General features: G+C 61.3%; 17 protein-coding genes. 10 read left to right on the forward strand and 7 right to left on the reverse strand.

The features are described 5' to 3' along the window. Window positions 1-23: 23 nt before the first annotated feature. Window positions 24-920: a DMT family transporter gene (locus AC07W7_RS06715; protein WP_169901185.1), complete on the reverse strand. Its 897-nt coding sequence runs from the start codon at window positions 918-920 to the stop codon at window positions 24-26. Window positions 921-1,111: 191 nt separating this feature from the next. Between AC07W7_RS06715 and aceK the strand changes: the two genes are divergently transcribed. The 7 genes from aceK to AC07W7_RS06750 all read left to right on the forward strand — a co-directional run bounded on the left by aceK (window position 1,112) and on the right by AC07W7_RS06750 (window position 12,045). Beyond that, window positions 1,112-2,845 carry a bifunctional isocitrate dehydrogenase kinase/phosphatase gene (gene aceK / locus AC07W7_RS06720; protein ID WP_169901202.1) on the forward strand — a complete coding sequence of 578 codons (1,734 nt, stop codon included), beginning with the start codon at window positions 1,112-1,114 and terminating at the stop codon, window positions 2,843-2,845. A 105-nt stretch (window positions 2,846-2,950) separates the two neighbouring features. Then, a complete protein-coding gene (gene hrpA / locus AC07W7_RS06725) occupies window positions 2,951-6,862 on the forward strand; it encodes an ATP-dependent RNA helicase HrpA (protein ID WP_495038967.1) in 3,912 nt (1,303 codons plus the stop codon). Window positions 6,863-7,090: 228 nt separating this feature from the next. Further along, window positions 7,091-8,212, forward strand: coding sequence for a beta-ketoacyl-ACP synthase III (locus AC07W7_RS06730; RefSeq protein ID WP_076962440.1), 1,122 nt, complete (start codon window positions 7,091-7,093; stop codon window positions 8,210-8,212). 40 nt (window positions 8,213-8,252) lie between these two features. Beyond that, on the forward strand, window positions 8,253-8,867 hold the full coding sequence (locus tag AC07W7_RS06735; RefSeq protein WP_076962439.1) for an RNA polymerase sigma factor: 615 nt from the start codon (window positions 8,253-8,255) through the stop codon (window positions 8,865-8,867). Beyond that, on the forward strand, window positions 8,861-9,094 hold the full coding sequence (locus AC07W7_RS06740) for an anti-sigma factor family protein (RefSeq protein ID WP_495038968.1): 234 nt from the start codon (window positions 8,861-8,863) through the stop codon (window positions 9,092-9,094). Before AC07W7_RS06735 ends, AC07W7_RS06740 begins: the two co-directional genes overlap by 7 nt. Window positions 9,095-9,422: 328 nt before the next feature. Then, window positions 9,423-10,757, forward strand: a complete 1,335-nt coding sequence (locus tag AC07W7_RS06745; RefSeq protein ID WP_076962437.1) for an OprO/OprP family phosphate-selective porin — start codon at window positions 9,423-9,425, stop codon at window positions 10,755-10,757. Window positions 10,758-10,920: 163 nt separating this feature from the next. Then, complete coding sequence (locus AC07W7_RS06750) at window positions 10,921-12,045, forward strand: GNAT family N-acetyltransferase (protein ID WP_197882376.1); 1,125 nt, start codon at window positions 10,921-10,923, stop codon at window positions 12,043-12,045. A 126-nt stretch (window positions 12,046-12,171) separates the two neighbouring features. Here the strand turns inward: AC07W7_RS06750 and aqpZ are convergent, their stop codons facing one another. From aqpZ to AC07W7_RS06775, 5 genes are all read right to left on the reverse strand, one after another. Further along, a complete protein-coding gene (gene aqpZ / locus AC07W7_RS06755; RefSeq protein WP_076962976.1) occupies window positions 12,172-12,873 on the reverse strand; it encodes an aquaporin Z in 702 nt (233 codons plus the stop codon). Window positions 12,874-13,039: 166 nt separating this feature from the next. Continuing rightward, on the reverse strand, window positions 13,040-14,872 hold the full coding sequence (locus tag AC07W7_RS06760; protein WP_076962977.1) for an ABC transporter ATP-binding protein: 1,833 nt from the start codon (window positions 14,870-14,872) through the stop codon (window positions 13,040-13,042). Between the two features lie 81 nt (window positions 14,873-14,953). After that, window positions 14,954-15,514, reverse strand: coding sequence for a peptidylprolyl isomerase (locus tag AC07W7_RS06765; protein WP_099168046.1), 561 nt, complete (start codon window positions 15,512-15,514; stop codon window positions 14,954-14,956). A gap of 3 nt (window positions 15,515-15,517) precedes the next feature. Continuing rightward, complete coding sequence (locus AC07W7_RS06770; protein ID WP_236309286.1) at window positions 15,518-16,321, reverse strand: alpha/beta fold hydrolase; 804 nt, start codon at window positions 16,319-16,321, stop codon at window positions 15,518-15,520. Between the two features lie 14 nt (window positions 16,322-16,335). Further along, on the reverse strand, window positions 16,336-17,259 hold the full coding sequence (locus tag AC07W7_RS06775; protein WP_076962980.1) for a PA3225 family LysR-type transcriptional regulator: 924 nt from the start codon (window positions 17,257-17,259) through the stop codon (window positions 16,336-16,338). A gap of 49 nt (window positions 17,260-17,308) precedes the next feature. Between AC07W7_RS06775 and AC07W7_RS06780 the strand changes: the two genes are divergently transcribed. The 3 genes from AC07W7_RS06780 (at window position 17,309) to AC07W7_RS06790 (ending at window position 19,443) form a co-directional block, all read left to right on the forward strand. Next, window positions 17,309-17,623, forward strand: a complete 315-nt coding sequence (locus tag AC07W7_RS06780) for a 3-phosphoglycerate kinase (protein ID WP_495038969.1) — start codon at window positions 17,309-17,311, stop codon at window positions 17,621-17,623. A 147-nt stretch (window positions 17,624-17,770) separates the two neighbouring features. Continuing rightward, complete coding sequence (locus AC07W7_RS06785; RefSeq protein WP_099168049.1) at window positions 17,771-18,370, forward strand: FMN-dependent NADH-azoreductase; 600 nt, start codon at window positions 17,771-17,773, stop codon at window positions 18,368-18,370. 203 nt (window positions 18,371-18,573) lie between these two features. Then, a complete protein-coding gene (locus AC07W7_RS06790; RefSeq protein WP_076962983.1) occupies window positions 18,574-19,443 on the forward strand; it encodes a carboxylate/amino acid/amine transporter in 870 nt (289 codons plus the stop codon). Window positions 19,444-19,554: 111 nt separating this feature from the next. On the opposite strand, the gene AC07W7_RS06795 is transcribed toward AC07W7_RS06790, so the two are convergent. Continuing rightward, window positions 19,555-20,853 carry a mechanosensitive ion channel family protein gene (locus AC07W7_RS06795; protein ID WP_076962984.1) on the reverse strand — a complete coding sequence of 433 codons (1,299 nt, stop codon included), beginning with the start codon at window positions 20,851-20,853 and terminating at the stop codon, window positions 19,555-19,557. Between the last annotated feature and the right edge of the window lie 133 nt (window positions 20,854-20,986).

Below are 20,986 nucleotides of genomic sequence, written 5' to 3' on the forward strand. Positions count from 1 at the left end.
TGTAGGAGCCGAAAAGCCGGCTCCTACACAGCTTTGATCAATTTCCCTGGTCGCAGCACCAGCCACAATGCCCCCGCGATCAACATCCCGCCATACAGGTGCGCCATGGACAATGGCTCATCTAGCAGCAATGCCCCCCACAACACGCCGAAGGGCGGAATCATGAAGGTGACTGTCATCGACTTCACCGGCCCGATGGAGGTCAGTAAACGGAAGTACAAGATGTAGGCGAACGCCGTACACAACAGCCCCAGGCCCAGCAATGACAACCACACATGCCAGCCGCCCCAACTGGCGGGCGGATGGCTGATGGCGCTCCAGCCAAACCAGGGCAAGAGAAACAAGGTGGCGCCCAGCATGCTGCCCAAGGCTGAAAGGCGGCTATCCAGGCCACCCTGTTGGTCCAGCCAGCGGCGCGCCAGGAAGCCGGCGAAGCCGTAGCAGGTAGTGGCCAGCAGGCAGGCGAGGGCGCCCATCAGCAGTTCCAGGTCAAACGCCACCGGCCCGGCCCGGGTCAGGATGCCTACGCCGAACAGGCCCAGGCCTACCCCGACAATCTTCGACAGCGTCAGCCGTTCATGGAAAAACAGCCCGCCAATCAGCACCCCCATCAACGGCGTGGTGGCGTTGAAAATCGCCGAGTAACCCGCCGGCAAGACCTGGGCCGCCACCGAGTACATGGTCGCGGGGATCCCCGAGTTGATCACCCCCAGCAACAGCACGGTCTTGAACTTGCCCTGGAAGTCCCAGCGCACCCGCAGTATGGCCAGGATCACCAGCAAGCCGGCGGCGGCAATCGATACTCGGAAGAAGGCCGTGGGAATCGTGCCGATTTCCGGCGCGATAACCCGCATGAACAGAAAGCTCGCGCCCCAGATGGCGGCCAGCACCAGCAGGTACAGGGTGTCGACAGGTCTCACGGACAGCTCCTTTTTCACAAGGGCGAGAGTGTTGCCCAGGGATCGGCCTGACACAATCTTTTACGCGTCAACGACACCAGAAAGCGCATCCCCCTGCCAGTGAGGCCCGGCGCCTGGCAAAAATTGTACTTCTCCTGCCTACGGACTCTGGCTAATCTCAGGTCTTCCGAATGCCCGCAGAGGTCTCCGACATGCCGCAGCAAACGCCTGCCATCGACACCGCGCAGTCCATCGCAAAGATGATCCTCGATGGCTTCGACGATTACCGCGAGCACTTTCGCCAGATCACCGACGGCGCCCGCGAGCGTTTTGAGAAGGCCCTGTGGCAAGAGGCGCAAACCGCCTCGGCGGCGCGGATCAACCTGTATGAAGAGAAGGTCGGCGAAGTCACCACGCGCCTGCGGGCCGCTTTTGACGCGGGGGCATTGCTGGATGTCAACGCCTGGCCCCTGGTCAAGAGCGCCTATATCAGCCTGATCGACCTGCGGTTTGACGATGAACTGTCCGAGACCTGGTACAACTCGATTTTTTGCGGGTTGTTCAGCCATGACCTGATCAGCGACGGCTGCATGTTCATCCATACCACCCGCCCGAGCCTGCGCCGTGCCCGTGCCGCGCAGACCCGCACCTACAAGCCCCAGGGCCAACTGGCGGGCATGCTCGAACAGATTTTCAGCGACTACCGCTTCAGCGAGCCCTACGCCGACCTGCCCGCCGACCTGCAGCGCCTCGAAGCGCAACTGCGCGAGAACCTGCCGGACTGGGTGTGCAAGGACCCGGACCTCAATGTCGAGCTGTTTTCCTCGGTGCTTTACCGCAACAAGGGTGCGTACCTGGTGGGCCGCCTGTACACCCGCGATGAACAGTGGCCGCTGGTGATCCCGCTGCTGCACCGCGAAGGGCAGGGCATCCGCATCGACGCGCTGATCACCGACGAAGCCGATGTGTCGATCATCTTCTCGTTCACCCGCTCCTATTTCATGGTGGACGTGCCGGTGCCGGCGGAATTCATCGGCTTTCTCAAGCGCATCCTGCCGGGCAAGCACATCGCCGAGCTGTACACCTCCATCGGCTTCTACAAACACGGCAAGTCGGAGTTCTACCGGGCGCTGATCAACCATCTGGCCAGTACCGACGACCAGTTCATCATGGCCCCGGGCGTGCGCGGGATGGTCATGAGCGTGTTTACCCTGCCGGGGTTCAACACCGTGTTCAAAATCATCAAGGACCGTTTCTCGCCGTCGAAAAACGTCAACCGCGCCACGGTGATCGAGAAGTACCGCCTGGTCAAAAGTGTCGACCGGGTCGGGCGCATGGCCGATACCCAGGAGTTCGCCGACTTCCGTTTCCCCTTGAGCAAGTTCGAGCCGCAATGCCTGGCCGAATTGCTGGAAGTGGCCGCGGGCACGGTCGAGGTGGAAGGCGACACGGTGTTGATTCGCCACTGCTGGACCGAACGGCGCATGACCCCGCTCAACCTCTACCTGGAAAACGCCAACGAGGCCCAGGTGCGCGAAGCCCTTGAAGACTACGGCCTGGCAATCAAACAGCTGGCGGCGGCGAATATCTTTCCCGGCGACATGCTGCTGAAAAACTTTGGCGTCACCCGCCATGGTCGCGTGGTGTTCTACGACTATGACGAGATCTGCTTCCTCACCGAAGCCAACTTCCGCCATATCCCGGCACCGCGTACCCCCGAGGATGAAATGGCCTCCGAGCCCTGGTACTCCATCGGCCCGCTGGACGTGTTCCCCGAGGAATTCCCGCCGTTCCTGTTTGCCGACGCCGGGCAACGGCGCCTGTTCGATGAGTTGCACGGCGAGCTGTACAACGCCGACTACTGGAAAGGCCTGCAGGAGGCGATTCGGGCAGGGAAGGTGATTGATGTGTTCCCGTATCGGCGCAAGGGCCTGGATAACGAATAGGGGCTCGACAGCTCCCACATGTGATTTACGCGGCCTTTAACGTTGTGTGCGCTTTTCTGCCACAATTGCCGGCCGTGCATAAATAGACGACCTTCAAAGTACCTGATGACTGACCAAGCGCCCGCTATCGACCAACTCCTGAAAAACCTCGATCACGCCATGCTCGCCGACCGCCACCGCTTGCGTCGGCAGTTGCTTGAGCTGCGCAAGAAGCCCGATGAGGAGAAGCTGGCGCAGTGGGTGGCGCGTATGCAGGCGTCCTGTGCCCAGGTCACGGCGCGGGCGGCCAGCGTGCCGCAGGTCCGCTATGACGACAGCCTGCCCATCGCCGCCAAGCGCGATGAGATCAAGGCGGCGTTACTCAAGCATCAGGTGCTGATCATCGCGGGTGAGACTGGCTCGGGTAAAACCACGCAGTTGCCAAAGATCTGCCTGGAAATCGGCCGCGGCCAGTACGGCTTGATCGGCCATACCCAGCCCCGGCGTATTGCGGCACGCAGTGTGGCCAGCCGGGTTGCCGAAGAATTGGCCACGCCGCTGGGCGCGCTGGTGGGCTATCAGGTGCGGTTCGAGGACCAGAGCGATTCCAACACCCTGATCAAGTTGATGACCGACGGCATTCTGCTGGCCGAGACCCAGAACGACCGCTACCTCGAACGCTACGACACGATCATCGTCGACGAAGCCCACGAGCGCAGCCTGAATATCGACTTCCTGCTCGGCTACCTGAAGACCCTGCTGCCACGCCGCCCGGACCTGAAAGTCATCATCACCTCGGCCACCATCGACCTGGAGCGCTTCTCCAAGCACTTCGACGATGCGCCGATTGTCGAGGTCTCGGGGCGGACGTTCCCGGTGGAAACCTGGTACCGCCCGCTGACCCTGGAACAGGACGAGGAAGGCAACCGCGTCGAAGACGACTTGACCGTGGACCAGGCGATCCTCGCCACCCTCGATGAAATCGCCGCCTTTGAACGCAGCGAGCGCAAGAGCCCGGGCGATGTGCTGGTGTTCCTGCCCGGTGAGCGCGAGATCCGCGATGCCGCCGATATGCTGCGCAAGGCCCAGCTCAAGCACACGGAAATCCTGCCGTTGTACGCGCGCCTGTCGCCGGCCGAACAGCAGCGCATTTTCCAGTCCCATCCGGGGCGGCGCGTGGTGCTGGCGACCAACGTCGCGGAGACCTCGCTGACCGTGCCGGGCATCCGCTACGTGATCGACAGCGGCACCGCACGCATCAGCCGCTATAGCTACCGCGCCAAGGTTCAGCGCCTGCCGATCGAGGCGATCTCCCAGGCCAGTGCCAACCAGCGTAAGGGCCGCTGCGGCCGGGTCGAGCCGGGCATCTGCGTGCGCCTGTTCAGTGAAGAAGATTTTATCGGCCGCCCGGAATTTACCGACCCGGAGATCCTGCGTACCAACCTGGCGGCCGTGATCCTGCAGATGCTGCACCTGCGCCTGGGTGAAATCACCGACTTCCCGTTTATCGAACCGCCGGATGGCAAGGCCATCAGCGATGGCTTCAACCTGCTGCAAGAACTTTCGGCGGTGGATCGCAACAGCCAGCTGACGCCCCTGGGCCGGCAACTGGCGCGCTTGCCGGTAGATCCGCGCATGGGCCGCATGTTGCTGGAAGCGGCCAAGCTCGGCAGTTTGCAGGAAGTGCTGATCGTCGCCAGCGCCATGTCGATCCAGGACCCGCGCGAGCGCCCACCGGAGCGCCAGCAAGCGGCCGACCAGGCCCACGCGCAATGGAAGGACCCGGACTCGGACTTCGCCGGGCTGGTCAACCTGTGGCGCGGCTTTGAAGAGCAGCGCCAGGAACTGACCGCCAGCCCGCTGCGCAACTGGTGTCGCAAGAACTTCCTCAACTACCTGCGCTTGCGCGAGTGGCGTGATTCCCACCGCCAGTTGAGCTTGATCTGTCGTGATATGCAGTTGACGGTCAACAAGGAGCCGGCGGATTTCCCGAAACTGCACAAGGCGGTGCTGTCCGGCCTGCTGAGCCAGATCGGCCAGAAAACCGAGGACGGTGACTACCTGGGCGCCCGTCAGCGGCGCTTCTGGATTCATCCCTCCTCGGGGATCGGCAAAAAGCGCCCGCAATGGTTGATGACCGCCGAACTGGTGGAAACCACCAAGCTGTATGCGCGCATGGTGGCCAAGATCGATGCCGACTGGATCGAGCCCCTGGCCGGGCACCTGATCAAGAAAAACCACTTTGAACCCCATTGGGAGAAGAAGCGCGGCCAGGTCGTGGCCTTTGAGCAGATCACCCTGTTCGGCCTGATCGTGGTGGGGCGCCGGCCGGTGCATTACGGGCCGGTGGACCCGGTCGTGTCCCGCGAGCTGTTTATCCGCGAAGGCCTGGTGCGTGGCGAGATCCAGTCCCGGGCCAAGTGCCTGAGCGCCAACCAACAGTTGCTGGAGCAATTGGACGAACTGGAAGCCAAGGCCCGGCGCCGCGATATCCTGGCCGACGAAGAAACCCTGTACGCCTTCTATGACGCACGCCTGCCGGCGCAAATCCATCAGACGGCGACCTTCGACAGTTGGTACAAGCTCACCAGCCAGAAAGACCCGCAACTGCTGATCATGCGCGAAGAAGACGTGCTGGCCCGCGAGGCCAGTGAAGTCACCGCCGCCCATTACCCCGACACCTTGCACCTGGGCGACCTGGCCCTGGCCTTGAGTTATCACTTTGAACCCAACCACCCGCGCGACGGCGTGACCTTGCGCGTGCCGGCGCCGCTGTTGCCGGCCTTGCCCGCCGAACGTCTGGAATGGCTGGTGCCCGGGCTGATCGAGGCCAAGTGCATTGCCCTGGTGCGCAACCTGCCCAAGGCCTTGCGCAAGAACTTCGTGCCGGTGCCGGACTTCGTCAAGGCCGCGCTGCAACGTATCGAATTTGCCCAGGGTTCGCTGCCCCAGGCGCTGGGGCGCGAACTGTTGCGCATGACCGGCGCGCGGGTCAGCGACGAAGCCTGGAGCGAAGCCGCGCAGCAGGTGGAAAACCATCTGAAGATGAACCTGGAAGTGGTCGACGCCCAGGGCAAGTTCCTCGGTGAGGGCCGCGACCTGGCAGCGCTGACCGCACGGTTTGTCGAAGCCAGCCAGGCTGCCCTGGCGGTGCCGCAGACTGCCAAAAGCCAGCAGCCGGTGGAGGCCAAGGTGTTCGCCGCCGTGGCCGAGACCACCCAGCAGAAGATCGCCGGGTTGTCGATGACGGTGTATCCGGCGTTGGTGGAGGAAAACGGGACGGTCAAGGAAGGACGTTTCTCCACCGCCGCCGAAGCCGAATTCCAGCACCGCCGCGCCTTGCAGCGCCTGTTGATGCAGCAATTGGCCGAGCCGGCAAAATTCCTGCGCGGCAAATTACCGGGCCTCACAGAGCTGGGGCTGATGTACCGCGAGCTGGGGCGCATCGACGCCCTGGTCGAAGACATACTGCTGGCCAGCCTCGACAGCTGCGTGCTGGAAGGCGAGGCCAGCCTGCCACGGGATGGCGCGGGCCTGGCAGCCTTGGCCGAGCGCAAGCGCAGCAGTTGGACCGAACACGCCGAACGCCTGGCGCGCCTGACCCTGGAAGTATTGAAGCTGTGGCATGGCCTGCAAAAACGCTTCAAGGGCAAGATCGACCTGGCCCAGGCCGTGGCACTCAACGATATCAAGCAGCAACTGAGCAACCTGGTGTACCCAGGCTTTGTGCGCGAAACCCCGGCGCAGTGGTTCAAGGAACTGCCGCGCTATCTCAAGGCCATCGAACTGCGCCTGGAGAAACTGCCCAGCCAGGTGCAGAAGGACCGGGTCTGGAGCGCCGAGCTGGGCGGCCTGTGGAGCCAATACCAGACGCGCCTGAACAAGCACGCCCAGGAAGGCAAGCGCGACCCGCAACTGGCGCTTTACCGCTGGTGGCTGGAGGAATACCGGGTGTCGTTGTTTGCCCAGCAGTTGGGCACCAAGGTGCCGATTTCTGACAAGCGCTTGAGCAAACAGTGGAGCCAGGTCGAGCCTTGACCTGCAAGAACCTGGGGGGAAGGGCGTGCGCAATAGGCGCCAAACCCCCCGGTTTATGGCAAACTTCGCCGGTATAAATGCCGGGATCGTCTAGATGGGCTGTATCAGCCTCGACGCGCCGGGACAAAGCGTTTCCCCGTTTGATGTCCGCGCGGCGGACTAGAGCGACTTACGGTTTGGTACGACGGTACCAATCCCTTCTGCCTGAACAGATTTAGAGGAACGACCGTGCATAACGTCGTCATCAGCGGCACAGGCCTGTACACCCCGGCCAACAGCATCTCCAACGAAGAGCTGGTGCAGTCTTTCAATGCTTACGTTCAACAGTTCAATGCCGACAACGCCGTGGCCATCGAGCAGGGCGACGTTCAGGCGTTGACCGAATCCAGCGCCGCCTTTATCGAAAAGGCCTCGGGTATCAAGAGCCGCTTTGTCATGGACAAGGACGGCATCCTCGACCCCCAGCGCATGACCCCGCGCCTGCCCGAGCGCTCCAACGACGAGTGGTCGATCCTCTGCCAGATGGCCGTGGGCGCCGCCGAGCAGGCCCTGCAGCGCGCCGGCAAGACCGCCGCCGATATCGACGGGGTGATCGTCGCCTGCTCCAACCTGCAGCGCGCCTACCCGGCCATCGCCATCGAAGTCCAGGAAGCCCTGGGCATCCAGGGGTTTGGTTTTGACATGAACGTGGCGTGTTCCTCGGCGACCTTCGGTATCCAGAACGCCTGCAACAGCATCCAGCTGGGCCAGGCCCGGGCGATCCTGATGGTCAACCCGGAGATCTGCACCGGCCACCTGAACTTCCGTGACCGTGACAGCCACTTCATCTTCGGTGATGCGGCGACCGCGGTGATTCTGGAGCGTGCCGACCTGGCCACTTCCGAGCACCAGTTCGAGGTGGTCAGCACCAAGTTGCTGACCAAGTTCTCCAATACCATCCGCAACAACTTCGGTTTTCTCAACCGTGCGGCGGAAGAAGGTGTGGGCGCGCCGGACAAGCTTTTCGTGCAGGAAGGCCGCAAAGTCTTCCGTGATGTCTGCCCGATGGTTGCCGAGTTGATCGGCCAGCACCTGGTTGAGAACCAGTTGAGCGTCACCGACGTGAAGCGTTTCTGGCTGCACCAGGCCAACCTGAGCATGAACCACCTGATCGTCAAGAAGCTGCTGGGCCGCGAAGCCGAGATCGAAGAAGCACCGGTGATCCTCGATACCTACGCCAACACCAGTTCGGCGGGTTCGGTGATCGCGTTCCACACCTACCAGGACGACCTGCCCAAGGGCGCGTTGGCGGTACTCAGCTCGTTCGGCGCCGGGTATTCGATTGGTAGTGTGATCCTGCGCAAGCGCTGAGTAAGCAGGCTTCCTTGGCTTCAACACAATGAGGTTTTGAATGGCAGCCGCCGACGACGCGCATCTGCTTGAACGCCTGCTCAAGGGGGAGCAGCGTGCCTACAAGGAGTTGGTCACCACTTACCAGAGCGCAATGCGCGCCGTGGCCTACGCCATCGTCGGCCAGCGCCATGCCGACGAAGTGGTGCAGGATGCCTGGCTGTCGGTGGTCCGCAACCTTGCCAAGTTCGAGGGGCGCTCCAGCCTCAAGACCTGGTTGCTGACCATCACCGCCAACTCGGCCAAGGGCCGCTACAAGCTGAACCGGCGCGAAGTGTTGCTTGATGACCTGCCGTCACCCCACGGGACCATTGGCGATGAGCGCTTTGCCGCCGATGACGGGCATTGGCTGGTGGCACCGTTCGCCTGGCATGAAGACACCCCTGAAGCGCTGCTCACCGAAAACGAGCTGCGCGAGTGCCTGGAGCACACGTTGCTGAGCCTGTCGGAATTGCAAAGCAGCGTGTTGACGCTACGTGAGCGCCAGGGGCTGGAGTTGGAGCAGATCTGTAATCTTCTGGAGATATCGCTCTCCAATGTTCGTGTGCTGTTGCATCGGGCGCGGCTTAAAGTCTTCGCCACGGTGGAGCATTTCGAGGAGACCGGTGAATGTTGACGTGCAAGGAACAAGTGGCGCGCTCCAGCGACTATCTCGATGGGCAACTGACCTTTCGTGAGCGTTTGTTCATGCGCCAACACTTGCTGTTTTGCGGTCATTGCCGGCGTTTCATGCGCCAGATGCGCCTGATGCAGGCGACGTTGCGCCTGTTGCCGGACCCCCCGGTGGAGGGCAGCGACGAGTTAGCCGTACGCCTGGCCGCCGAGCTTCAGCGCAACCCCTAGAGCACTCGACCCTGAACGATTCAAGACGCCTGCACCGAGAGTGGTCGCAGGCTTTTTTTCGTCGATAAGAAACCTTGGCGGCAAAAAACATTTCATTTTTGTCATGTTTTTTTCGCCTGGCTTTTTTGCCATTTTTTTTGCTCGGGCCCAAGCCGGCCGTAGCTTTGCGCTTATTTCCTTTGGTTGTAAAAAAGTTCCTCTGTAATCAAATATTTATCTACCGGAAACCTGTCTGAAATATCCCCTCGCCAAGATCCCCTCCCAACACCAGCGGGCCTGCCCCGTGTGTTTTCCAACGCAAAAGACCACCAATTAGGGGAATTCTTCGATGATCCGTAAGCACTTCGCCGGTTTCGCGGCCAGCGCCCTGGCCCTGGCCGTTACCGCCCAGGCTTTCGCTGGTACTGTCACTACTGATGGCGCCGATATCGTTGTCAAAACCAAGGGCGGCCTTGAGGTTGCTACGACCGACCAGAACTTCAGCTTCAAGCTGGGTGGTCGCCTGCAAGCCGATTACGGCACATTTGACGGCTTCTACACCAAGAACGGTGATTCGGGCGACGCCGCTTACTTCCGCCGCGCCTTCCTGGAACTGGGTGGCACCGTCTACAAGGATTTCAAATACCAGCTCAACTACGACTTCTCCCACAACTCGGGTAACTCCGACGACGGTTACTTCGACGAAGCGTCCATGTCTTATGTGGGCTTCAAGCCGGTTACGATCCGCGTCGGTCGTTTTGACCCGGATTTCGGCCTGGAAAAAGCCACCAGCTCCAAGTGGATCACGGCCATGGAGCGTAACTCGGCTTACGAGGTTGCAGACTGGGTCAACCTTCACGAAAACGGCATGGGCATCCAGGTCAGCGGCACCGCCGCCGATATGTTCTACGGCTCGACCAGCCTGGCTTCCAAGGACATCAACGACGAAGACGGCAAGGGCGTGAAGCAATTCAACGGCCGTATCGTACTGGCTCCGATGAACAAAGGCGGCGACGTCCTGCACTTCGGCTTGAACGTGGCGGTACGTGACCTGAACGATGCCGCTTTCGACTCGCGGATCCGTCCACGTCTCGGCGCTCGTGGCGTGGCAACCACCGGCGGCAACGATGCGGGCACCAACGGCAACCGTGCGACCTTCGGTGGTGGCGTGGGCCTGAACGCCAGCAACCTGACCGCAGTCGGCGCCTACGACACCGACACCGTATTCGGTGGTGAATTTGCCTTCGCCAGTGGTCCATTCTCGGTGCAGGCTGAAGCCCTGAGCCGCAAGATGAAAGCTGACAGCAATGCCTACCAGGACGTGAAAACCAGCGGTTTCTACGGCCAACTGGCCTACACCCTGACCGGCGAGTCCCGTGCCTACAAACTCGACGGTGGCAAGTTCGATGCGATCAAGCCCGAGAACAAGCAATACGGCGCCTGGGAAGTGTTCTACCGCTACGACAACATCAAGGTTGACGACAAAAACATCGTCGTCAGCAGCGCTACCCGCGAAACCGGCGACGCCAAGGCCAACGTCAACACCCTGGGTGTGAACTGGTACGCCAACGAAGCGGTCAAGCTGTCCCTGAACTACAGCAAGGTCAGCACTGACAAAATCACCAACGCCAATGGCGATGACAGCGGTGATTCCATCGTCGGTCGTGTGCAGTACGTGTTCTAAGCAACGCTAATACCGCTCCAAGCGCTCTTTCTTCATCCGTTAAAGCGCAATCCTCTTTTTCACCCCGCCATTGGCGGGGTTTTTTTTTGCTGCCCGCGCGGGCGGCGGGTTCTGTCAGAATGGCCCGAATATTGTGAGCGAGCGTTTACCGTCGGGGAATGGCATGCCGTTGAAACGTTTGAATAGCCTGTCCGAAATATCGCCTGATGAATGGAATACGTTGGTCCCCGAGGATCAGCCGTTTCTGCGCCATGCGTTCCTCAGTGCGCTGGAAGACAGTGCCAGCCTTGGCCGGCACGCTGGCTGGCAGCCGGAGCACTTGCTGCATTACGCGGGGGAGCAACTGGTGGCGGCGCTGCCCAGCTATCGCAAATGGCACTCCTATGGCGAATATGTGTTCGACCATGGCTGGGCTGATGCGTGTGCGCGTGCGGGCATCGAGTACTACCCCAAGCTGCTGACAGCGGTGCCTTTCAGCCCGGTCAGCGGGCCGCGCCTGCTGGTGGCCAATGGTGCGGACGGCCTTGAATTGCTCAAGAGCCTGCCCGGTTACCTGGAGATCGAAGGGCTTTCCAGTGCCCATATCAACTTCACCGATGCCATGGCCGATGCCGCCCTGGGCCAGCAACCCGGCTGGCTTGCGCGCCTGGGTTGCCAGTTTCATTGGCAGAATCGTGGTTATCGCGATTTCCAGGACTTCCTCGACGCCCTGAGTTCGCGCAAGCGCAAGCAGATGCGCAAGGAGCGCGAGCAAGTGGCGGGGCAGGGGATCGAGTTCGAGTGGCTGCACGGCCATGAGTTGAGCGAGGCCCAGTGGGATTTTGTCTACGCCTGCTACGCCAACACCTACGCCGTGCGCCGGCAGTCGCCGTACCTGACCCGCGAGTTCTTCAGCCTGCTGGCCGAACGCATGCCGCAGGCAATACGGGTGGTGCTGGCCAAGCAAGGGACGCGGCCGGTGGCCATGGCGTTCAGCCTGGTCGGTGGCGACAGCCTATATGGCCGCTATTGGGGCTGCCTGGGCGAGTTCGACCGACTGCATTTTGAAACCTGTTTCTATCAAGGCATGGACTACGCGATCGCCAATGGCCTGCAACGTTTCGACGCGGGTGCCCAGGGCGAGCACAAGTTGATTCGTGGGTTTGAGCCGGTGATTACCCGTTCCTGGCATTACTTGCGCCATCCGGGCTTGAAAACCGCTGTAGCGGATTTCCTGGAGCGCGAGCGGGTAGGGATTCTGGCGTATGCCGAAGAGGCGCGGTCGGCGTTGCCGTATCGGCAGGAATAACGCTCATGTAGGAGCGAGCTTGCTCGCGAAAAAACTGAGGGCGCCGCGTTTATCCAGGATGAACGCGGTGTACGTGAGTTCTTCGCGAGCCAGCTCGCTCCTACAGGGTGGATTGATGCGGTTGGATCAGGCCTTTTCTTCCTTGCCCAACCAGCGATAGGTGATGCCACCGATCACTGCGCCAAGGATCGGCGCCAGCCAGAACAGCCACAGTTGCTGGATCGCCCAACCGCCGACAATCAGTGCAGGTCCGGTGCTGCGGGCCGGGTTGACCGAGGTGTTGGTGACCGGGATGGAGATCAGGTGGATCAGCGTCAGCCCCAGGCCAATGGCGATGGGCGCCAGGCCAGCCGGTGCGCGACGGTCAGTGGCGCCGAGGATGATCAGCACGAACATCGCGGTCATCACCAGTTCAGTGACAAACCCTGCCGCCATTGAATAGCCACCTGGCGAGTGCTCACCATAGCCATTGGACGCCAGCCCCGAAGCCAGTTCAAAACCCGGTTTGCCGCTGGCAATGAAGTACAGCAGGGCCGCTGCCACCACGCCGCCAATGACTTGCGAGACGATATACGCAGGCATCTCCTTGGCTGGAAACCTGCCGCCGACCACCAACCCCACGGTGACCGCCGGGTTGAGGTGACAGCCGCTGATATGGCCAATGGCAAATGCCATGGTCAACACGGTAAGCCCGAAGGCCAGCGATACCCCCAGCAGGCCGATTCCGACATCGGGGAACGCAGCGGCCAGAACGGCACTCCCGCAGCCACCCAACACCAGCCAAAACGTACCTAACCCTTCTGTAACGGAACGTTTGAACAGAGACATGAATGCGTCCTTCTAAATCAACTGGTCGGTAATGCTTCCCTGCAGCCTGATATCAGGGTCCTCCTGGACCCTGAGTGCAGTACAGCAGGATTGTGATAGACGGCCAGCGAGATAGAAAAAACTGTCAGAATTGTTCGGAATTGATAACGCCGTTAGTAGTCCAGAATCAGTCGATCCCCACGAACCCTCCCGTCTGGTGTTGCCACAGTCGCGAGTAGAGGCCGCCGTGAGCCAGCAATTGGGCATGGCTGCCGCTTTCGGCGATCTGGCCTTTTTCCAGGACCACCAGCCTGTCCATTCGCGCAATCGTGGACAGGCGGTGGGCGATGGCAATCACTGTCTTGCCTTGCATCAGGGTTTCCAGGCTCTCCTGGATCGCCGCTTCCACTTCCGAGTCCAGGGCCGAAGTGGCTTCGTCCATGATCAGGATGGGGGCGTCCTTGAGCAGGACCCGGGCGATGGCGATGCGCTGGCGTTGCCCGCCGGAGAGTTTCACCCCGCGCTCACCCACATGGGCGTCCAGGCCGGTGCGACCCTCGGCGTCTGACAGCAGCGGGATAAATTCATCGGCGCGCGCCTTGCGGATCGCGTCCCAGAGTTCCTGGTCGGTGGCATCGGGCTTGCCATACAGCAGGTTGTCGCGGATCGAGCGGTGCAGCAACGAGGTGTCCTGGGTGATCATGCCGATGCGTTCGCGCAGGCTTTCCTGGGCCACTTCGGCGATGTTCTGGCCGTCGATCAGGATGCGCCCGCCTTGCAGGTCGTAGAGGCGCAGCAGCAGGTTGACCAGGGTCGACTTGCCAGCCCCGGATGGGCCGATCAGGCCGATCTTTTCCCCTGGCGCGATCACCAGGTTCAGGCCACCGATGATGCCGCTGCTTTTGCCGTAGTGGAAATCCACCTGTTCAAAGCGCACTTCGCCCTGGGGCACGCTCAGGCGCGGGGCGTTCTCGCGGTCGATCACCGCCAGCGGCTGGGCGATGGTTTTCAGGCCGTCCTGGACCATGCCGATATTCTCGAAGATGCCGTTGACCACCCACATGATCCAGCCCGACATGTTGACGATGCGGATCACCAGGCCAGTGGCCAGGGCAATGGCGCCGACCGAGATCAGCGACTGGGTCCACAGCCACAGGGCCAGGCCGGTGGTGGTGACGATCAGCAGGCCGTTCATGCTGGTGATCACCACGTCCATGCTGGTGACCACGCGGCTGGCCAGTTGGGTTTTTTCGGTCTGCTCGATGATCGCTTCCTTGGCGTACTCCTGTTCGGACTGGGTGTGGGCGAACAGCTTCAAAGTGGTGATGTTGGTGTAGCCATCGACGATGCGCCCCATCAATTTGGAGCGCGCCTCGGACGAGATCACCGAGCGTTCCTTGACCCGTGGCACGAAGTAACGCAAGGCCAGGCTGTAGGCGATGATCCAGGTGACCAGCGGGATCATCAGGCGCCAGTCGGCTTCGGCGAACAGCACCAGGGAGCTGATGGCGTAGATCGCCACGTGCCAGATGGCATCGACGGCGGCGACGGCCGAGTCGCGCAGCGAGTTGCCGGTCTGCATGATGCGCTGGGCAATACGCCCGGCAAAATCGTTCTGGAAGAAATTCAAGCTCTGCTTGAGCACATAGCTGTGGTTCTGCCAGCGGATCAGGCTGGTCATGCCAGGGCTGATGGTCTGGTGCACCAGCAGGTCGTGCAGGGCGCCGAAGATCGGGCGCAGCAGCAGGGCGACCACGGCCATCCAGATCAACTCGGTGGCGTGGAGCTGGAAGAAATTGGCCGGTGGCGTGCCCTGGGCCAGGTCGATGATGCGGCTCAGGTAGCTGAACAGCGCCACTTCAATCAGCGCGCCGATCAGGCCCACCACCAGCAGCGCGGCGAAGCACGGCCACACCTGGCGCAGGTAATAAAGGTAGAAGGGCAGGACTTTATCGGGAGGGGCCGCGCTGGGAGCGTCGCGGAAAATATCGATCAGTTGTTCAAAGCGACGATAGAGCATTAGGTCTGACGCCCGCCGCGCGGGCTCTCCTTGTTAAATGCGCGCGCAGCCTTGTGGGCCGCGCGCGAGACTCCCGGTCGTTCAGTCGATGACTTTGGCCGACTTGATCAGCACAGGGTCGATGGGCACGTTTTGCATGCCTTTCGTGGTGGTGGTCTGCGAGTTGACGATCTGGTCTACCACGTCCATGCCACTGACAACTTTGGCGAAGACCGCGTAGCCAGCATCGCGACCCGGGTCAAGGAAGGCATTGTCGGCAACGTTGATGAAGAACTGGCTGGTCGCCGAGTTGGGGTTGGAGGTGCGTGCCATCGACAAGGTACCGCGCACGTTATGCAGGCCGTTGCTGGCTTCGTTGCGGATCGGGTCCTTGGTGTCTTTCTGGACCATTTGTGGGGTGAAACCACCGCCCTGGACCATGAAGCCTGGAATCACACGGTGGAAGATGGTGTTGGTATAGAAACCACTGTTGACGTACTCCAGGAAGTTCTTGCTGGAAATCGGCGCCTTGACCGGGTCCAGTTCGATTTCGATTTTGCCAAAGCTGGTGTCCAGCAAGACATGCGGTGCCTTGGCGTCAGCCGCCATCAGGTTGGCAGCAAATAGAACAGAACCGGCAAAGAGGGCGATTTTTTTCAGCATGGGTCAGTGATCCTGAGTAGTGGTTTGAACGGTCTTGAGAAAATCGAGCAGGGTGGTGTTGAAGGTCTCGGGTTGGTCCAGCGGTGTGGCGTGGCGCGAATCCTCGATCACCACCAAGCGCGCATCGGGCAGCAGTTTTACATAGATTTGTTTCTGCGCCACCGGGGTGTAGTCATGGTCGGCGCTGATGACCAGGGTTGGACAGGTGATCCTCGAAAGTCGTTCCTGTACCCCCCAGCCCACAATCGCATCGAAGCTGGCGAGGTAAGCACGTTTGTCGTTTTTTGCCCAGCGTTCGCGCATTTTACGTCGCAGGTCGGCCTGCCCGGGCTTGGGGAACAGCCGGTCGCCGAGCGCCTTGCCGATGGTATCCAGGCTGAGCACACGTGCCAGGCTCCAGCGCTTGGCCCATTGCCAATAGTCATCGGCGCTGCGCACCTTGACCTCGGGCGCGCTGTTGACGATACACAGGCTCTTGAGCCTCTGCGGTTGCTCGACCGCCAGTTGAAAGGCGATCATCCCGCCCATCGACAGGCCCACCACATGGGCGGCAGGTAGCTGCAGGTGTTCGATCAGCGCCACCAGGTCGGCGGTAAAGCCGGCAATGCTGTAGCGCTCCCGGGGCTTGTCGGAGCGCCCGTGACCGCGCACATCCAGCAGCACCAGGCGGTAGTGCCGGGCCAGCACCGGTATCTGCAACTCCCAATCCTGGCAACTGGAGCCCAGGCCGTGGATCAGGATCAGCGGCACGCCGTGGCCATATTCCTCGTAATGCAGGGTGCAACCTTCATGCTCGAAATAGGCCATGGGTGAACTCCGTGTCAGGCTTGCCGGGGTGCGGCAAAGGGGGCGTCCAGCGGTGCGGTGTCGAAGGTGCGCAGCAGTTCGACGAGAATCTGCGTGGCCGGGCCCAGGGGCTTGTCCTTGTTCGAGTACAGGTAGAACGTCGGGTGGCGGCTGGCGCCTTGCTCCAGGGGTAGTTGCTTGAGCACGCCTTCCTTGAGTTCGCGCTCGATCAGGTGCCGGGGCAGCCAGGCAAACCCCAGGCCGCTGCCGACGAAGGTGGCGGCGGTGGCCAGGCTGCCCACGGTCCAGCGCTGTTCGGCGCCGAGCCAGCCGACGTCCCGCGGTTGCTGGCGACCGGAGTCGCGGATCACCACCTGCATCTGGCTTTCCAGGTCCTGGAAGCTCAACTCGCGGTTAAGCCGGTGCAGTGGGTGTTCGGGATGGGCCACGGCGACAAATTCCACGTTGCTCATTTCCGTGCCCAGGTAGCCGGGAATGTTGAAGCCGCAGATCGCCAGGTCCGCCACCCCTTCGATCAGCAGCTCTTCGACCCCGGACAGCACTTCTTCGCGCAGGCGCACGCGGCAGCCACGGCTTTGCGGCATAAAGGCGGTGAGGGCGCGTACCAGGCGGGCGTTGGGGTAGGCGGCATCGACCACCAGGCGCACTTCGGCTTCCCAGCCTTGTTCCATATGGTGGGCCAGGTCTTCCAGCTGGCTGGCGTTTTTCACCAGTTGCCGGGAGCGGCGCAACAGCACTTCGCCGGCGTCGGTGAGCACGGCCTTGCGCCCGTCGATGCGCAACAGGGGCACGCCCAATTGGTCTTGCATGCGGGCCACGGTGTAGCTCACCGAGGATTGCGAACGGTGCAGCACTTCGGCCGCCTGGGCGAAGCCGCCATGGTCGACCACGGCTTGCAATGTGCGCCATTGATCAAGGGTCACGCGGGGCGCTTTCAAGATGAGCTCCTGTTGTCCTAAGCTGGCAGTCCTTACTGGAGACTGGCGAATGAGAAAATTCTGTTGTGTGTTGCTGGCACTGTTGCCGTTGAGTGCGTTTGCCTACCCGATCGATGTGTCGAAATCGATCAAAGGCGTCAGCGTCGATTACAACGCATCTGATGTGGACGGCGATATCAGCTCTATCCGGCTCAGTAACTACGGGACTAACGACGCCGCGTGTACGGTAGCGTTTACCAATGGCCCTGAGCCGGCGCGGGTGCGCAAGGTCAGCGTGCCCGCCGGGAAAAGCACCAACACCACGATCAAGTTCAGCCGCGCGATTATCAAGATGCGCATCAAGCTGACCTGCGAACCCAAGTAACGCGCTGCGCAGCCCTGTGGCTGTGCTCCGCTTATAAACAAATTTATAGATGGTTTATAGCAGTTTTTTACGCTTTTTTATCGAACGGGCTCTGTTTAATCTTCGCTTCATTGACTTACAGCAATTACCGATGGAGCTTACAAAGCCATGTCCAACGTTCTGATCATCGAAAGCAGCGCCCGCCATCAGGATTCGGTTTCCCGTCAACTGACCCAGCAGTTCATCAGCCAATGGCAGGCTGCCCACCCGGCCGATCAGATCAGCGTGCGGGACTTGGCGGTCAACCCGGTGCCGCACCTGGACGCCAACCTGTTGGGCGGCTGGATGAAGCCGGTTGAACGGCGTAGCGCCGATGAGCAGGCTTCCCTGGACCGCTCCAATCACCTGACTGACGAACTGCTGGCTGCCGACGTGCTGGTGATGGCCGCGCCGATGTACAACTTTGCCATCCCCAGCACCCTCAAGGCCTGGCTCGACCATGTGTTGCGGGCCGGCGTGACCTTCAAGTACACCGCCACCGGCTCCCAGGGCCTGTTGACCGGCAAGCGCGCCTTTGTATTGACCGCCCGTGGTGGCCTCCACACCGGCGCGAGCAGTGATCACCAGGAACCTTACCTGCGGCAGGTCATGGGGTTTGTCGGCATCCATGACGTCACCTTCATTCATGCCGAAGGGGTGAACCTGGGGGGCGACTTCCAGGAAAAGGGCGTGAACCACGCCAAGGCGTTGCTGGCACAGGTGGCCTGAGGCGTTAATCGCCAGATAATCGCGTGATGTTTCTATAACACCACGCAGCCCTTCAAGTTCGCGTATCGAACCTCCCTTTGCGCTCGTTGCTCCTGAGTGCTCCTGCCCGACTGCCGCTTTAGCGAAGTCGGGTTTTTTTTGCCTTGAGTTTCGTCCCGCCGCGAAAAACGCTACTGTCGCGCCCATTCCAATACGAGGCGCACATGGGCTATTTACTGATTGTCACGCTGATCCAGGCGTTTTCCTTCAGCCTGATCGGCGAATACCTGGCCGGTCATGTCGACAGCTATTTCGCCGTGCTGGTGCGCGTGCTGCTGGCCGGGCTGGTGTTTATCCCGCTGACCCGCTGGCGCTCGGTGGAGCCTGCTTTCATGCGCGGCATGCTGCTGATCGGCGCGTTGCAGTTCGGCGTGACCTACGTGTGCCTGTATTTGAGCTTCCGCGTGTTGACGGTGCCGGAGGTGCTGCTGTTCACCATCCTCACACCGTTGCATGTGACGTTGATCGAAGATGCGCTGAACCGGCGTTTCAACCCCTGGGCGTTGATTGCCGCACTGGTGGCGGTGGCGGGGGCGGCGGTGATCCGCTTTGACCAGATCAGCCCGGACTTCTTCATGGGGTTCCTGCTGCTGCAACTGGCCAACTTCACCTACGCCGCCGGGCAAGTGCTGTACCGGCGCCTGGTGGCGCGGCACCCGAGCGACCTGCCGCACTACCGGCGTTTTGGTTATTTCTACCTGGGGGCATTGGCCGTGGTGTTGCCGGCGTTCCTGCTGTTTGGCAAGGCCAACTTCCTGCCTGAAGCGCCGTTGCAATGGGGGGTGTTGGTATTCCTGGGCCTGGTCAGCACCGCGTTGGGTTTGTACTGGTGGAACAAGGGCGCCTGCCTGGTCAACGGCGGCACCCTGGCGGTGATGAATAACCTGCATGTGCCGGTGGGGCTGTTGCTCAACCTGCTGATCTGGAACCAGCATGAGCCGTTGGGACGGTTGTTCCTGGGCGGGGCGGTGATTGTGGCGGCGGTGTGGATCAGCCGGTTGGGGATTCGCCCTACGCCACTCTGCCGGCAATGATCGTTCCCACGCTCTGCGTGGGAATGCAGCCCGTGACGCTCCGCGTCTCAGGCCAGATGGCGGGGCGCGGAGCGCCCCAGGAGGCGTGCCCACGCAGAGCGTGGGAACGATCTACAGTGCGGCTGTTTCGGGGGCAGGCAGGTGGCTGGCCCCCAACACCGCCGGCAGCACCCCGGCCCGCAGGTCATTGCCACTGGGTTGCTGGTACAGGCTCAAGCCAAACTCCGGCAGCACCGCCAGCAGGTAATCAAAGATATCCCCCTGGATCCGCTCGTAGTCGGCCCACGCCGTGGTGCGGGTAAAACAGTAGATTTCCAGCGGTACGCCCTGGGAGGTGGTCTGCATCTGGCGCACCATGCAGGTCATGTTCGGCTGGATATCTGGATGGCTCTTCAGATAAGCCAGGGCATAGGCACGGAAGGTGCCCAGGTTGGTCATGCGCCGGCGGTTGGCCGACAGTTGCGCGCTGTGGCCCTGGGCTTCGTTCCAGGCCTTCAGTTCCGCCTGCTTGCGGCTGATGTAGTCGGTCAGCAGGTGCACCTGGGTCATGCGCACTTCTTCATCGTCGCGCAGGAAGCGCACGCCCGCCGCGTCGATAAACAGGCTGCGCTTGATCCGCCGCCCGCCCGAGGCCTGCATGCCGCGCCAGTTCTTGAACGATTCGGACATCAGGCGCCAGGTAGGGATCGAGACGATGGTCTTGTCGAAATTCTGCACCTTGACCGTGTGCAGGGTGATGTCCACCACATCGCCATCGGCGCCGACCTGGGGCATTTCGATCCAGTCGCCGACCCGTAGCATGTCGTTGCTGGTCAATTGCACGCTGGCGACAAACGACAGCAGCGTGTCCTTGTACACCAACAGGATCACCGCCGACATGGCACCCAGGCCCGACAGCAGCAACAGCGGCGAGCGGTCGATCAATGTCGCGACGATGATGATCGCGCCAAACACGAACAACACCATTTTCGCCAATTGCACATAGCCCTTGATCGAGCGCGTGCGGGCATGTTCGGTGCGTGCGTAGATGTCCAGCAGGGCGTTGAGCAGGGCGCTCATGGCCAAGACCTGGAACAGGATAGTGAACGCCAGCGCCACGTTGCCGATAAACAGCGCACTGGTCTTGCTCAGCTCTGGCACCAGGTGCAGGCCGAACTGGATCACCAGCGACGGCGTCATCTGTGCCAGGCGATGAAAGACCTTGTTGTGGCGCAGGTCATTGAGCCAATGCAGGGCGGGTTGGCGGCCAAGCAATTTGACGGCGTGCAGGATCAGGTAGCGTGCCACCCGTCCGACCAGCAGGGCCACCACCAACAGCACCAGCAAAGCCAGGCTTGAATGCAGCAGCGGGTGTTGGTCCAGGGCACCCCAGAGGTCTTGGACGTTGAGCCAGAGCTGTTTGATATCCATGGTTTAACGCGATTCTTCTGTAAGACATGACGGGGCGATTAGAGCATTTAAGTGCTACAAAGTTGTGCAGACAGACAAATCACCTGACAAAAAACCATCTGTTTGGCCCACTTCGCGTAAAGAAACTCGGCCT

The sequence above is a fragment of the Pseudomonas sp. GW821-FHT01D09 genome, from assembly GCF_059422465.1.

Excerpts from the sequence above, each read along its gene's own strand:
- aceK (WP_169901202.1), top strand. The coding sequence starts at position 1,112 with ATGCCGCAGCAAACGCCTGCCATCGACACCGCGCAGTCCATCGCAAAG.
- hrpA (WP_495038967.1), top strand. The coding sequence starts at position 2,951 with ATGACTGACCAAGCGCCCGCTATCGACCAACTCCTGAAAAACCTCGAT.
- AC07W7_RS06735 (WP_076962439.1), top strand. The coding sequence starts at position 8,253 with ATGGCAGCCGCCGACGACGCGCATCTGCTTGAACGCCTGCTCAAGGGG.
- AC07W7_RS06740 (WP_495038968.1), top strand. The coding sequence starts at position 8,861 with ATGTTGACGTGCAAGGAACAAGTGGCGCGCTCCAGCGACTATCTCGAT.
- AC07W7_RS06745 (WP_076962437.1), top strand. The coding sequence starts at position 9,423 with ATGATCCGTAAGCACTTCGCCGGTTTCGCGGCCAGCGCCCTGGCCCTG.
- AC07W7_RS06750 (WP_197882376.1), top strand. The coding sequence starts at position 10,921 with ATGCCGTTGAAACGTTTGAATAGCCTGTCCGAAATATCGCCTGATGAA.
- aqpZ (WP_076962976.1), bottom strand. The coding sequence starts at position 12,873 with ATGTCTCTGTTCAAACGTTCCGTTACAGAAGGGTTAGGTACGTTTTGG.
- AC07W7_RS06760 (WP_076962977.1), bottom strand. The coding sequence starts at position 14,872 with ATGCTCTATCGTCGCTTTGAACAACTGATCGATATTTTCCGCGACGCT.
- AC07W7_RS06765 (WP_099168046.1), bottom strand. The coding sequence starts at position 15,514 with ATGCTGAAAAAAATCGCCCTCTTTGCCGGTTCTGTTCTATTTGCTGCC.
- AC07W7_RS06770 (WP_236309286.1), bottom strand. The coding sequence starts at position 16,321 with ATGGCCTATTTCGAGCATGAAGGTTGCACCCTGCATTACGAGGAATAT.
- AC07W7_RS06780 (WP_495038969.1), top strand. The coding sequence starts at position 17,309 with ATGAGAAAATTCTGTTGTGTGTTGCTGGCACTGTTGCCGTTGAGTGCG.
- AC07W7_RS06785 (WP_099168049.1), top strand. The coding sequence starts at position 17,771 with ATGTCCAACGTTCTGATCATCGAAAGCAGCGCCCGCCATCAGGATTCG.
- AC07W7_RS06790 (WP_076962983.1), top strand. The coding sequence starts at position 18,574 with ATGGGCTATTTACTGATTGTCACGCTGATCCAGGCGTTTTCCTTCAGC.
- AC07W7_RS06795 (WP_076962984.1), bottom strand. The coding sequence starts at position 20,853 with ATGGATATCAAACAGCTCTGGCTCAACGTCCAAGACCTCTGGGGTGCC.